Origin of the sequence: Vreelandella arctica (assembly GCF_037070215.1) — a bacterium.
In the GTDB taxonomy this organism is placed as follows: domain Bacteria; phylum Pseudomonadota; class Gammaproteobacteria; order Pseudomonadales; family Halomonadaceae; genus Vreelandella; species Vreelandella arctica.
Map to the genome: position 1 here is coordinate 1 of NZ_JBANSN010000019.1, position 13078 is coordinate 13078.

The window sequence follows — 13078 nt, forward strand, 5'->3', positions numbered from 1 at the left end:
AGTGTATCTGAACGACGGAAAGTGGTTAAAAAGTAGGCAATTTAAGATGTACCAATAGGTTTTTAATAGCATGGCGGCCTGGGTGCGGTACTTGCTGAGGTGCTATGAGAAATCCGGGCTAGAGATGTAGCAGAAATGACGCTTGCTCCCACTATCGAAAACAAAGTCGAAGCTGCTTATAGACGAGGTGATCTCTTCGAAAAACGGCGAGAAATGATGCAGGGCTGGGCAAATTATGTAAAGCCATAAAGACACAGCTGAAAATGACATTATCAGATGATTTATTTAATGGCACATAACAGCATTTAACTGTCACTGCACAACAACATTTTTGGTATAAAAATCGATAAAACAGAAACTTACTTAATAAAAATCAAATTAAACCGCGCAAAATATGAGACACCTGGAGCGTTGCCTGCTGCTGTGTAGCGCCACTTTTTAGTAACATCCGTAGCCCTGATATTGAAAGCGTTAAGAAATATGCTGAGCTTTGAGGGTCGCGCTGAGCGGGAATGGAGCCTTCGACTTGCGCCTGTTCAATAACCGTTACAAAGAATGAAGTTATAGACTGAACGCTTTGTGCAGCGGCCTCGGCTTCAGATGAGCCTTGGCTGCCAAGCTCCGTGGCGGAGTTAAAAATCAAGCAGCCTAAGGCGGCTTGCTCGCTTTCTGCCTGCTCGGCAGTGCGCATCAGAAGGCGTTCTATAAAACACCAAGCACTCTCTTCTTGTGCTAGTGAGGAAGTCAGTTGAGCCAGCAACTGTTCCCGGTAGCGTGCAAGCGCCTTCGTAAATAGCGTCTCTTTATTACCATAGAGATGGTAAAGACTACTGCGAGAAATGTTCATGGCCTCTAACAGATCACGCAGTGATGTATGGTGATATCCCGAACGCCAAAACGAATGCATGGCAGCGCTTAACGCCGCCTCTGGTTGATGCTGCATCGGTCTTCCAACGCTCATGTGTCTACCTCACTGCCTATCTAACTGATTAGCTGCCTAATGTACCATATTGACCGTACCGCTTACTGTACGCGCTTTTTATTCCCCATCGAGTAGGAGGGGGAGTCACCTCCCCCGTCCTCTCACACCACCGTACGTACGGTTCCGTATACGGCGGTTCATGAACAACGTTTGAGCACTCTTACCGTCTCCAATACCGAGATCAGACCCTGATCGTAAAACCACTTTCTCGGCAGGGCCTGATTCATGTGCGAAGCCCCGGCATTCCAACAGGGGCCTCGACCGTTCCACGCCGATTTCCAAGCACGGTACGCGTCCAGACCTAGGCCTCGGAGTTTCCGCCACCGGGTCGCCGGGCGCTTCCATTGCCGCCAGATCAGACCGCGTAAGCGGCGGCGTATCCATTGATCCAGTGCTTCCAAGGGGCGTTTCACATCAACGAGGCTAAAATAGTTGGCCCATCCTCGCAGGACTGGCCTCAACCCTTCGATTACCCGTTGGATGTTACGCCCCCTGCCACGTTTCAAGATCTCACGGACACGCTGCATCATACGCTCCAGACTTGTCTTGGCCAGCGTCAACTTCGGCTGCTTGTGCCAAGTGAGACGGTAGCCCAGATAGCCGCGTTTCCATGGCCGATCCACCGCACTTTTCCGGCGATTGACCGTCAGCCGGAGTGAGTTCTCGAGATACTCACTCAAGCTTTCCATGACACGTTCGCCTGCCCGCCGACTTTTGACATACACCTGCACATCATCGGCGTAGCGGCAGAAGCGGTGGCCTCGGTGTTCCAACTCCTTGTCCATGTCGTCCAGCAGGATGTTCGCCAGCAGCGGGCTGAGTGGCCCGCCTTGGGGCGTCCCCTGCCTTCTCGGCGTGGGGAGACCCTGCTGGAACATGCCCGCCTCCAGGTAACGACGGATCAGACGCAGCACGCGCTTGTCGTCAACGCGCCGCGCGACCCGGGCCATCAGCAGGTCGTGATTCACTCGGTCGAAGAAGGCTTCGAGGTCAAGGTCGACCACCCAACGGTGGCCAGCGGTAACGTGAGCCTTCATGGCCGAGACGGCCTGCTTGGCACTCCGCCTGGGGCGGTAGCCGTAACTTGACTCAGAGAAGAGCGGGTCGAAGATCGGCATGAGCACCTGGGACAGCGCTTGTTGGATCAACCGGTCGGTGACCGTGGGTATCCCGAGCTGCCGTACGCCGCCTTTTGGCTTGGGGATCGTGGCCGCTCGGACTGGACTCGGGTGATACGCATCGGCCAGCAGCCGCTCGCGCAGCGTTGGCCAGTGCTGCTTTAGGTAGTTAGCCAACTGATGCACCGTCATGCCATCGGCACCCGGTGCGCCTTTGTTGGTGACCACCCGTCGGTAAGCTCGCTCCATGTTGTCCGGGTCAACGACCCGTTCCATAAGCGAGGCGTGCTCCGCTTTCGTCCACGATAGCGACGCCGGGGTCGTCTCAACGCTCACCGGCCGGGACCCAGGGTACTGCCCATGTCCCTCTGGGTGAGTGACGGTGTTAGCGTCATTGTCTGTCTTCATGATCGATCCTCGAGACGTTATCGCCTACTCGCGGTTCTTCATGTTCGGCCCTTGGTGCCGCGGTGAACCGGCACTTACTATGGCCTCGGCTGACGTCTGGAGATCCATCCCGTCGCCTCTCGACGCCGGTAGCACTGTGGCAGACCACCAGACCTCCCAGGGTAAGACGCGCGACCTTCCCGCTTATGCCTGTCGGATATACGTTATGACGTTCCGTGCAAGTATTGGGCTTTGATGATTATGGCCATCTCACCCCGCCATGCCGCCTCGTATCCGCTTCCTGTTCGTCAGACCAGCGTTTTGCCTTAGGCTTCCTTCAGATTCCACCTCACGGTGGACACCCTTGCCATCGGCTAGCACTTCCCCTTGCCGGGCGTGCAGGGGACTTCCACCCCCAAGTCATCCTGCGGCACCACCCACAGGAATAGCGCCCGTCAAGGCGCTGCGCGCCATGCCTGGCGCACCATAAAAAAGCCCGCAGTGATCCTGCGGGCATAGGAAAAAAGGCTTAATTAAGCAGTTCACGCACCTGTTTAATGCCTTCACGGGCGAGCTGCACCGGGCGGGAGTCGCTGATGGTCCAGGCTGCCATGGAGCCATCGTACATGGCGATATTTTCAAACCCAGCGACTTCGCTGAGCACAAACCAGTCGGTCGCTGCCCAATGGCCGGTATTGCAAAAAGCAATGGTGCGCTCACGGCTGTCCAGGTCAGCGTCATTAATGCGTGACTGCAGACCATCGACATCCAGGTAGTAAGCACCGTTTTGAACATTTAAGTGGCTTTGGTGCGGTAGGCTTCGTGCGCCTGGTATCGTTCCTGCCACTCGCGCAGCGGGTGATTTATTCTCACCAGAAAAATATTCAGAGGGTCGTGCGTCTACCAACTGCGCCTGCTCTTCTCGCGCCGCCTCTACGTCTTCCGTACTTGCCACTAACTGCTCACGTAAAGACGCTTCGAAGTTTGTCGAATCAAAGGCATCAGGATCGCCCGTGGCAACGTCATAGCCCTGCTGCTGCCAGCCTGCAAAGCCACCGTTCAAAATCGAAACGTCATCGTGACCTAATACTTTCAAGGTCCAATAGATCCTTGCCGCGCTGCCAAAGTCCGTCGGCCCTGTCCCTGCTGGCACGATCACCACGTCGCTGTCGTTGCTGATCCCCAGGCCACCGATCAATACTTCCAAATCATCGACCTCGGGCATCAACCCCGCCACGCTGTCACGGTTTTCGCGCCAACCATCATCGGTGTAACTGGTATAGCGGCTACCGGGAATACGCGCTTCTCGAAAGCTATCTTCATCTCCGCCGTTATCGATGGAGGAACGAACGTCCAAAATCACCAGTGACGACTGCTCTTTGTGGGTATCCAACCACTGTGCATCCACCAGTGGCGTCATTTCCAACGCTTGAGCTTGGGTAATCACACTGAAGACACCAGCGGCACTGATAACGATGCGTTTCATGGAAACAACTCCTCTAACGGGAAGGAACGATTGGTACAATACCCTTATCATGCGCTATAAAAAGAGAAGCTGACAATAGAGTTTGGCTATATGGCACTCTCCAAGAGCACAGGAAAATAATCTACGTGACGATGTAAGTATTTTGAAAATGGCCTCACTGAACATGAGAACAATGCATCAGGAGCACTGTTATGCCCCCTTTCACACCACGCTCGTCTGCGTCAGCGCCCACCTTCTGGCTAAGCGGTAAGCGCCATGCCGAGCAGGATCTTTTTTTCCGCCAGACGCTGCAAGCTAAGGGGTGGAAAGAGGGAGATGAACAGCACTGGCAGGCGGCGTGGGTCACCGGCATGCCGCCCAGGGCAGCGTTCAAGGCGACGTCTCCCAGCCGTGTGATGAACCACATTCCCGGCAACGCCGCGCTCACGGTCAAAAGCCGCCTGCATGCGGGCTTGAGTGCGCTGCGCGAACGTACCCGGCGCCACTACGGTGAGGCGCATTCCAATACGGCGCGGCTGAATTTCTTCCCCCGCGCCTATGAAATGCCCCAAGACTATCCGGCGCTTGTCGAAGACGCCGCCGCGCATCCCGAAAAGCGCTGGATTTTAAAGCCGACCAATGCGTCCAAGGGGCAAGGGGTTCAGGTGCTGCGTGACCCGACCACCGCACCGCTGGAACCCAACTGGCTGGTGCAGGAGTACGTTGCCAACCCACACACCATCCGCGGCCACAAGTACGTGCTGCGCCTTTATATGCTGATCGCCAGCATTGACCCGCTACGCGTGTATCTCTACGACCAAGGCTTTGCCAAGCTGGCCTCGGCGCCGTGGAGCCCGAATGACATCGACAACCCCTTTAGCCAGTTGACCAACCCCGACATCAACGCGCTCAACCTAGACGCCGAAATTCCGGTGGAGTTTATCGACCTTGACCGCTATCGCCACTGGCTTCGCGAGCAGGGCCACGACGACCAGACGCTGTTTAGCCAGCTTCAGGATCTGGCCACGCTGACCGCGCTCTCTGGCGTCGAGGCGATGCGCGCCCGCTCCCAGGAAGACGGCGCCGACCCGCGGGGCTGCTACGAGTTAATCGGCCTGGACTGCTTGGTCGACGACCAGCTCAAGCCCTGGATTCTGGAGTGCAACCTGAGCCCCTCACTGGGCACCTGCGCCAAACCCGAACACGGCGGCGTGGTCGAAGAGGCCGTAAAAGCCGGGCTGGTGAAGGACATGATCGATCTGACCGGGCTTGATCAGCCGCCCCGGGACGCAACGACCTTCGATGCTGCTGCGCTGGCGGCCGAGCGTGAACGTGCCGGTGGCTTTGTACCGCTCTACCCGACCCAGGATGCCCAACGCTACCTGCCCTTTGTCGGGCTACCCAGCCTTGCCGATTACCATTTGGCGGCTGAGCTCGCCCCGCTGAGCCTGTCTTTCCACGGCCAGGACGTCAGCGAGCTGATCGACGGTGAGCAATTGGCGCTTTACCACCACACAAGCGGGCGCTATTTCCAGCTTAACGACAGCGCTGCGCTGATCTGGCTGCTAGTCAGCGAAGGCGAGTCGATCGAGACCGTTATTGATCACCTACAGGCGGCAAGCGGCGGGCAGGTCGACGCCGGCACCCTGACCATCGATATGTGGGCCACACTTTCGCTATGGTGGCAGCATGGGCTGCTGGGGCCTGGTGATCGCAACACCTCAGCGCCCGACATGGCGTTTGCCGCTCGCGAACACCCTGCTACCTGGCGCAGTACGCTGTTTTTTGATCAGCGTCGTTATTCGATCAGTGCGCCCCAGGGCCCAGTGGCAGAGCGCATTGCCAACGCCCTCGCGCCTCTGCTGGAGGCTGATAAAAAAGCCGCCGACACGTCGCTGCACATACTGGAAAGCGCCAACGGCTATTGCCTGACCAACGACAGCCGGGTTATTCGCTCGCGTCTGCACCTCGACGACATCGTCCCCGCCATTATCCAGCACTGCTTGTCCCACACCGCTATTGATGGGCATCTGATACTCGATGTCGTGCTGCTGAGTCGACAGGAGGGGCATATCGTCTGCGTTATGCCCAACCAAGATTCTACCCAGGCGATGGAGACACTGAAGGCGGTGGCGGCACATAAAGGCCATGCCCTGACATACGGGGCACGCCTCTCTCTGGCCGCACCGAACACTCTGGAACCGCTTAATGTCCCGATTGAGGATGCCGGGTTCTTGTTTCAGGAGCGCGGCCCTTGCGTTGGGCTTTTATGGCTTGATGCAGCCCCGTGCGTAAGCCCGGAGGCACCGTCGTCGCTTGAATGGCTCGGCGCCCTGCTGCCCGTAGCCTTGGAAACAGCAGAACACCCACAAGGATTAAGCCCTGACGCCTTAACTGCGCTGCAGCAAATGATCCAGGGGGCGCGCTGCGCCCGGCTGGACACTAAGCAGGTCGAAACCGTTACCCAGTGGCTTAAACAAACACCGCTTTTAACCTCTTCCCATGCCGCGGTATAGCGGCAGGAAGGCGCGCCATCTGGCGCATTTGCTTGTGACACTATAAGGAGAAACACCATGTCTCAACACGAAGCTAAACGTCGTTTACTGAGCCGTCTAAGCCGCCAGTTCGGCTATACCGCACCTGCCCTCGCCCTGGTGGCAAGCGGTCTTGCTTTCCAAGCCCAGGCAGATGAGCCCAACACAGGATTCACGCCGATGCAGGAAGCGCCCATGATGCTGGCCGAAGGCGGTGCCGAAGGTGAGGAAGAAGAGATGGAAGGTGAAGGTGAAGGCGGTGCCGAAGCCGGTTAACGATTTACAGCACGCGTAATTTGCTGTGTTGTGCTGAGCTGGTGATGTCGCCAGCTCAGCGTATCAGGAGCTTCGTTATGTCTGTTAACTCGTTGTCCGCAGCTGAACCATACGCCACGAGTAAGGAGCTGGTGGATGAAAACATCTATCCACTTAATCAGCTCAGCGATTTACTCCTACTAATGCCTTGCACATTATATCAACAGCTGTTTGAAACCCAGTCAGTGGGTAAGCATGTACGCCATGTACTAGAGCATTATCAAACGCTACTGGCTGGCCTCAAAGACAGCGTCCAAAAAAATACTATCGATTATGAACAGCGTGATCGGCAGGCAGCGCTAGAAGAAGACCCCAGCGTTGCGGCACAAGCCGTTGACAAGCTTCGAAATGAACTACAAGCGCTGGCCCACCAGCCCGTCGATATACCCATAGTGGTTAACTACTCAGTCGACCCATCGGGCAATAACCTCATATTGCCTTCCAGCCTAGGTCGTGAGCTGGCGTTTCTAATGAGCCACACCGTACACCACATGGCGCTTATCCGGCTGTTGTGCGAATCAATGAATATAGCCTTATCAAGCGATTTTGGTGTACATCCCTCTACGCTGCGCTTTTGGCAACAAAACATGCGTTAAGTCGTTTTTTATCGAGGAGAGCTAGCAATGAACCCATTTATCAAACAATCCCGCTATTTCCTTACAGTGTTGATGATGGCAGGAGGCAGTGGATCGTTTATCACACAAGCATCCGCGAATGAGCCGATTGATTGGCCAGAAGAGGGTTGGACAGTCATTGCTTCAGAGAAAAACTACGCGACGCTACTTGATGATCTACATCAGGCTGTTTCTGACGCTGGGATGGTGGTAGTTACAGAAGCTGGTCCAACCGAGGCCGCTGCACAGCGCGGCGAAACCATTCCGGGTAATCGAGTCGTCGGGGTATTTCGTAACGACTTTGCGGTAGATATCATCCGTGAAAGCGTACCGGCAATGATTGAAGCGCCACTGCGGTTCTACGTTACTGAAGATTCAGCCGACAGCGCGACACTGTCATGGAAAATACCTAGCTATGTATTTGCTCCTTATATCAACCAGAGCACGCCTAAATTAGACGATAACGCTCAGACGTTAGATGCCTTATTTCAACAAATAGGCGATAGCGCCGTGTCACCTTAATGTAGCAGCGCATATACCCTTAACACTCGGTGTGGCTCGCTTGGTTGATGCGGTCTTCCTCGATTTTAGTCAGCATAAAACAATTTGACGTTGGCGTTTCAACTTCTCCAGACGTCCTACCGTTAAGTAAATAACACCAATCGAATGGTTATATTTGGAGACGATGAGATGGCTACAAGAGAAGTAGATGTTGCGATTATAGGGGCCGGCACAGCGGGTCTCGCCGCCTATAACGCCGCGCGCAAACATACCGATAATCTGGTGTTAATCGAAGGCAACCACTACGGTACAACGTGCGCCCGGGTAGGCTGCATGCCCAGCAAATTGCTGATCGCAGCGGCGGAAAGTGCCCATGATGCAGCAAATGCAGAACTGTTTGGGATTCAGGTAGAGAATATCGTGGTCAATGGCGAGAAAGTCCTTGAACGCGTACGCAAGGAAAGGAATAAATTTGTCGGGTCGGTGCTGGCATCAATCGACGCTATACCCTCCGCCCATAAGCTGGTAGGTAGTGCCCGCTTCGTGGCCCCGGGCAGGCTGGCGGTCGGTGAAGGAATTGAAATCAAGGCAGATCGAATCGTGATTGCCACCGGGTCGAGTCCTACTATTCCCGATATGTTTCAGGGGTTGGGCAAACGACTGCTGGTGAATGATAGCCTGTTCGAATTGCCTGATCTGCCTGAATCGGTGGCAGTGTTTGGAACCGGCGTAGTCGGCTTGGAATTGGGCCAGGCGCTGAGTCGCCTGGGTGTTCGCGTACGCATGTTTGGTCGAAGTGGCTCCCTTGGCGGCATCGCTGACCAGGAATTACGCGATTATGCCGAACAATGTTTTAACGAGGAGTTCTATCTGGACACTCGCTCAGAAGTGGCCGATGTTTCCTCGGTTGAAGACGGTGTGTCCATTAGCTTTGTTGATCGCGACAAGGGCGCGCTGACGGAGCTATTTGACTATGTCCTGGTGGCGACCGGTCGTTCGCCTAATCTTAACTCGCTGGCGCTGCACAACAGTGGGCTAGCTCTTGATGACAATGGGGTGCCACTGAACGAGTCATCGACCCTACAGTGTGGAAACAGCCCGGTTTTCTTGGTAGGTGACGCTAATCAACAGGCACCCGTTCTTCACGAAGCGGCTCATGAAGGCCGAATCGCCGGGGACAATGCGGGCCGTTACCCAAACGTGATCCCTGCTGAAAGGAAGGCGCCCTTTTCCGTGGTGTTCTGCAGCCCGCAGATAACCAGCGTGGGCCTCGGCGTTAGCCGCATGCCGGCAGCCGAACGCGAGAATTATGTGGTGGGCAAAAGCGCGTTTGAAGATCAGGGGCGTAGCAAGGTGTTAGGAAAAAACCGGGGAATCTTAAAAGTGTATGCAGAGCGCGATAGCGGTTTGTTCGTGGGCGCCGAGATGTTTGGCCCCGCCGCTGAACATATTGGCCATCTCTTGGCCTGGGCCGCGCAGCAACGCATGACCATCTCCACAATGCTGGCGATGCCGTTCTACCACCCGGTCATTGAGGAAGGGGTGCGTACGGCACTTAGAGACGCGCACGGAAAAATGAACAAGGCCGACACCGACATCGATCCCTGCTTGGAATGCGGGCCTGCTACTTAATCTTTCGACGAGTAGCAACGGATCGACTATAGCTACTGTACGTGAACCGGAATCTTCCACGTATTGGGGTGTCCACTCAAATGCCCCTTTTACAAACAATCTGTTAGGGGCCACACATTAAAAGGAGTTACATGATGTCAGCACACGCTAAAATCGACGCAACCTTTCCGGCTATTGCTTTAAAGACCGTTACTGGTGAGACGGTGACGCTAGGACAGCCACCGCAAGGTCAATGGCAGATGCTGGTTATGTACCGGGGTCTTCACTGCCCTATCTGCAAAAAATACCTCGGCCAGATCAATGACAAGAAAGCCGACTTCGATAATAGGAATGTGCAGATCGTTGCGGTCTCCACCGACCCTGAGGAAAAAGCCAAACAATTTGCTGATGAAGTAGGCTTAAATTTTGACGTCGCGTACGGCCTTGGTATCGATCAGGCGCGTGACTTAGGCCTATATATCTCTACCCCCTTGGATAGTACAGAGACCGATCAACCTTTTGCCGAACCGGGGCTGTTTTTCATTCGCCCGGATGGCGGACTACATTTTGCGGAAATCTCTAGCGCGCCTTTCTGCCGTCCCAATTTGGAAATGATCAAGATGGGTATTGCGACTATCCAGGACAAGAATTACCCGCCTCGCGGCATCGGCTAAAACTTTTTATTTAAGCGTTACCATCGCGATGCAAAACATCCAGGTCGATTTCGAAAGTAATTAATTGTTAAAACAATCATTTCCCTAATCTATTTCCATGCAGACTTAAACCCAGCTCCGGCCGAGCGGCCGGAGCTTAAATATCTCACGTTAGGCTGGCTGTTTGCCCCCTTGGGAGCGTTTGGTGTGCCGCGCCGAGTGCCAATAAGCCATTGCTGTGTGCCGATGTTCACCGGAGCCGTTGAACTCCAAGATCCACTGCATCGACCAAGCTAGTAACCTGCCCATCAGGGTTACCCATTAAGGGATGGTAGAACGACTCTTGGCGTTGAATCCAAATGCCATGAAAACCGGCTTGAATCGCGCCGTGAACATCCCAGGCATGGGCAGCTACCAGCAGAGCATTCGCAGGTGCGCATGAGTGTTTCAATGCAGCCAAACGGTAAAGCTCTGTTTGCGGCTTCCAGATGCTGAAATCCTCCACCGATACAATATCGTCAACCAGATGCTCTATGCCGTTGTCGCGTACCAGCTTCTCTGTATTAGCGCGGGAGCCATTAGTGAGCAGGACGGCTTGGCACTCTGAGTTCTTCGCCCTTTCAAGCGCGGGTTTGACATCTTTATGGGCAGGGAGCTGGGAGAAAACGCCCAAGATATCTTTCAACGTGGTTTCATCGGCCTCGCGTCCAAGGCTGTGCAGCAGGACCGTTAGTGTCCCTTTAGCAATGTCTGGAAAGGGGTGGAAGACGCCGCTGGCCGAGAGAGCGAAAGCATCTCTCAGCAACTGTGCGAAAAATAGTCGATCCGTACCGGGGGGCAGGTTTAGCTCAGTCAGTTTATCTTCCAGCGGAGCCAGGGAAAAAACGGTTTCAACAACATCAAAGAAAATGATACGTGGCTGTGCTTTTAGCGTTTGCTGGGGCATTTGGGCGCACCTATATCCATCATGACTGTGAAGCCCATGTTACGCCAACGTGTCGGCGAGACTAGGAAAATTTATATAATCGCGCTTAGGTAGTAGATTGTAGCTACAGCTACATTTTCAAAAAACATCAGCCGTAATCGACCTATAACTCTTCAAATACGACTTGGCATGCCGACTCTCTCGCAGCACCGAGTCTGCAACTGATGGCAGATGTTTCAACTGTTCCGTCAAAAAACGACGTGTAAGGTTTCGCTACGTTCAACAACTAATCCGGTGAATGTTATACGCATTATTGTCATTTCTGCTTTCACGTTTAAATGTGATGGCATCAATAAATAGAGCAAGGAGTTTAACATGGGTCATTTAAAGAATGGCTTTATCGCCGGTTTCGCTGCAACACTCGCATTGTCGGCCATCATGGTGATGAAGACCAGCATGGGGTTAATGCCTGATCTGAATCCAATCCAAATGTTGGAGCAGATGATGCATTCCCGGCTGGGACTACCCGCTACCCCCATTATGGGCTGGATCATGCACTTTGCTATTGGCACCGTACTTTGGGGTGGGATATTTAGCATGATAATATCCTTCATCCCTGGGAAGTCTGTTGTTGCAAAGGGCATCATCTTTGCAACCGGCGCATGGTTATTGATGATGCTAATCCCCATGCCTATGTCGGGCGCCGGTCTCTTTGGCATCAATATAGGCCCGATGGCGCCGGTCATGACGCTGGTCTTGCATTGGATCTGGGGCATCGTACTTGGCGCAACGTTCAAGAAACTAGATCGCTCGTCATAACACACATAATGACACCAGGTGCTCTCGCAAGGCACCTGCCACGCTTCTCTATTAATTTTTCTTAGCAGCTAACTAACTAGAGTTCAGAATGATCAATGTCCTGGCCTATCTCAACCAGAATCACGTGTCATGAGCATGCTCCAGAGAGTGGATAAACCAACAGTCTGGAGCAGCTATTGGGCCGGGCAATGACGTTAGCCGCCCAGAGTTTTCTCACCCTTGTAGTTTGGCGACCGTTTCGTCTGTACTCCAAAGCGCATTGGCAATAAACCTGAAATTCGTCAAGGCGGCTAAATAACCATCGCCTTCTGGTAGTTTTGCTGCCGCAGTAGCGTCGCGAACCACGACCACTTCAAACCCCTGCTCTAATAGTTCTCGCAAGTGAGATTCGACGCATAAATTTGCGGACATGCCAGCCAAGATAACTTGATCAATGCGACGTTTACGCAGTTGAAGTGCCAAATCGTTGTGTTCAGGGCCGTAAATTTTATGCGGAGACGTAATAATTGTCTCACCATCTTCAATATATTGTTTATATTGCGGCATAAAATCGGCACCTGTATTACGCGGTAAAGCGGCGAGCGGATTTTCACGATCAAACATGCCGATCCCATGCATCATTTTTTCTAACGGGCCGCCAAACGTCCACTGGTGGTCATGCGGGTAATAATAGTGGGGAGACACCGCTACCGTTATCCCTCGCTGTTTAGCGGCTTCAAATAAGCGGCGAATGTTTTCTACCGTATTATGTTCCTGTACGCTTTCCCCCACTACCTGCCAAGTGACGCCCTCCGGGCTTAGAAAATCGACTTGGGGATCGGTAACGACTAGCGCTGCACGACTAAGATCCAGTTGGAAACCTGTATCGGGTAAGGCACCTTCTGCTGGCGGAGCATAAGGGTCTGTAGTTGCGCCTTGCGCCATGGCAGAGCTGGAGAAGCCACCTATTGTTGCCGCTGTAATACCAGCAAGGCCTCCCGCTAATACACGTCGGCGCCCCTCATCTACGTTATGTAGAGTGGCTGGCGACTTATTGTCACTATGATGGTTGCACATAAGGTAAATCCTCTTGGAGTATCAGACCCTGATTAGCCTAGACGCAACCACCACGATAAAAGTACTAGAAAGGTGCCATATCGTTCGGATAATGGGTG

The 13078-nt window shown here is 53.9% G+C and carries 12 protein-coding genes; 7 read left to right on the top strand and 5 right to left on the bottom strand.

Annotation, left to right across the window (positions count from 1 at the left end; genetic code table 11):
• Positions 1 to 373: 373 nt before the first annotated feature.
• From V8L70_RS15575 to V8L70_RS15585, 3 genes are all read right to left on the bottom strand, one after another.
• On the bottom strand, positions 374 to 961 hold the full coding sequence (locus V8L70_RS15575) for a TetR/AcrR family transcriptional regulator (protein ID WP_336270067.1): 588 nt from the start codon (positions 959 to 961) through the stop codon (positions 374 to 376).
• Between the two features lie 158 nt (positions 962 to 1119).
• Positions 1120 to 2508 (bottom strand): group II intron reverse transcriptase/maturase, encoded by a 1389-nt coding sequence (gene ltrA, locus V8L70_RS15580; protein WP_336270068.1) that lies wholly within the window; start codon positions 2506 to 2508, stop codon positions 1120 to 1122.
• A 508-nt stretch (positions 2509 to 3016) separates the two neighbouring features.
• Positions 3017 to 3973: a sulfurtransferase gene (locus tag V8L70_RS15585; protein WP_336270069.1), complete on the bottom strand. Its 957-nt coding sequence runs from the start codon at positions 3971 to 3973 to the stop codon at positions 3017 to 3019.
• A gap of 191 nt (positions 3974 to 4164) precedes the next feature.
• Here V8L70_RS15585 and V8L70_RS15590 point away from each other — a divergent pair, with 191 nt between their 5' ends.
• From V8L70_RS15590 to V8L70_RS15615, 6 genes are all read left to right on the top strand, one after another.
• Positions 4165 to 6468 carry a PqqD family peptide modification chaperone gene (locus tag V8L70_RS15590; RefSeq protein ID WP_336270071.1) on the top strand — a complete coding sequence of 768 codons (2304 nt, stop codon included), beginning with the start codon at positions 4165 to 4167 and terminating at the stop codon, positions 6466 to 6468.
• A gap of 57 nt (positions 6469 to 6525) precedes the next feature.
• On the top strand, positions 6526 to 6762 hold the full coding sequence (locus V8L70_RS15595) for a hypothetical protein (protein WP_336270072.1): 237 nt from the start codon (positions 6526 to 6528) through the stop codon (positions 6760 to 6762).
• Between the two features lie 77 nt (positions 6763 to 6839).
• Positions 6840 to 7397: a hypothetical protein gene (locus V8L70_RS15600; RefSeq protein WP_336270074.1), complete on the top strand. Its 558-nt coding sequence runs from the start codon at positions 6840 to 6842 to the stop codon at positions 7395 to 7397.
• Between the two features lie 27 nt (positions 7398 to 7424).
• A complete protein-coding gene (locus V8L70_RS15605; protein ID WP_336270076.1) occupies positions 7425 to 7937 on the top strand; it encodes a DUF302 domain-containing protein in 513 nt (170 codons plus the stop codon).
• Positions 7938 to 8105: 168 nt separating this feature from the next.
• Positions 8106 to 9548: a dihydrolipoyl dehydrogenase gene (locus tag V8L70_RS15610; RefSeq protein WP_336270077.1), complete on the top strand. Its 1443-nt coding sequence runs from the start codon at positions 8106 to 8108 to the stop codon at positions 9546 to 9548.
• A 131-nt stretch (positions 9549 to 9679) separates the two neighbouring features.
• Positions 9680 to 10201 carry a peroxiredoxin-like family protein gene (locus V8L70_RS15615; protein ID WP_336270079.1) on the top strand — a complete coding sequence of 174 codons (522 nt, stop codon included), beginning with the start codon at positions 9680 to 9682 and terminating at the stop codon, positions 10199 to 10201.
• Between the two features lie 229 nt (positions 10202 to 10430).
• On the opposite strand, the gene V8L70_RS15620 is transcribed toward V8L70_RS15615, so the two are convergent.
• On the bottom strand, positions 10431 to 11126 hold the full coding sequence (locus V8L70_RS15620; protein ID WP_336270081.1) for a haloacid dehalogenase type II: 696 nt from the start codon (positions 11124 to 11126) through the stop codon (positions 10431 to 10433).
• A gap of 354 nt (positions 11127 to 11480) precedes the next feature.
• On the opposite strand from V8L70_RS15620, the gene V8L70_RS15625 reads away from it, so the two are divergent.
• On the top strand, positions 11481 to 11924 hold the full coding sequence (locus tag V8L70_RS15625) for a DUF6789 family protein (protein ID WP_336270082.1): 444 nt from the start codon (positions 11481 to 11483) through the stop codon (positions 11922 to 11924).
• A 213-nt stretch (positions 11925 to 12137) separates the two neighbouring features.
• Here V8L70_RS15625 and V8L70_RS15630 read toward each other — a convergent pair whose 3' ends face one another.
• Entirely contained in the window at positions 12138 to 12980 is an 843-nt protein-coding gene (locus V8L70_RS15630) for a cysteine hydrolase family protein (RefSeq protein WP_336270083.1), read from the bottom strand.
• Between the last annotated feature and the right edge of the window lie 98 nt (positions 12981 to 13078).

Excerpts from the sequence above, each read along its gene's own strand:
- V8L70_RS15575 (WP_336270067.1), bottom strand. The coding sequence starts at position 961 with ATGAGCGTTGGAAGACCGATGCAGCATCAACCAGAGGCGGCGTTAAGC.
- ltrA (WP_336270068.1), bottom strand. The coding sequence starts at position 2,508 with ATGAAGACAGACAATGACGCTAACACCGTCACTCACCCAGAGGGACAT.
- V8L70_RS15585 (WP_336270069.1), bottom strand. The coding sequence starts at position 3,973 with ATGAAACGCATCGTTATCAGTGCCGCTGGTGTCTTCAGTGTGATTACC.
- V8L70_RS15590 (WP_336270071.1), top strand. The coding sequence starts at position 4,165 with ATGCCCCCTTTCACACCACGCTCGTCTGCGTCAGCGCCCACCTTCTGG.
- V8L70_RS15595 (WP_336270072.1), top strand. The coding sequence starts at position 6,526 with ATGTCTCAACACGAAGCTAAACGTCGTTTACTGAGCCGTCTAAGCCGC.
- V8L70_RS15600 (WP_336270074.1), top strand. The coding sequence starts at position 6,840 with ATGTCTGTTAACTCGTTGTCCGCAGCTGAACCATACGCCACGAGTAAG.
- V8L70_RS15605 (WP_336270076.1), top strand. The coding sequence starts at position 7,425 with ATGAACCCATTTATCAAACAATCCCGCTATTTCCTTACAGTGTTGATG.
- V8L70_RS15610 (WP_336270077.1), top strand. The coding sequence starts at position 8,106 with ATGGCTACAAGAGAAGTAGATGTTGCGATTATAGGGGCCGGCACAGCG.
- V8L70_RS15615 (WP_336270079.1), top strand. The coding sequence starts at position 9,680 with ATGATGTCAGCACACGCTAAAATCGACGCAACCTTTCCGGCTATTGCT.
- V8L70_RS15620 (WP_336270081.1), bottom strand. The coding sequence starts at position 11,126 with ATGCCCCAGCAAACGCTAAAAGCACAGCCACGTATCATTTTCTTTGAT.
- V8L70_RS15625 (WP_336270082.1), top strand. The coding sequence starts at position 11,481 with ATGGGTCATTTAAAGAATGGCTTTATCGCCGGTTTCGCTGCAACACTC.
- V8L70_RS15630 (WP_336270083.1), bottom strand. The coding sequence starts at position 12,980 with ATGTGCAACCATCATAGTGACAATAAGTCGCCAGCCACTCTACATAAC.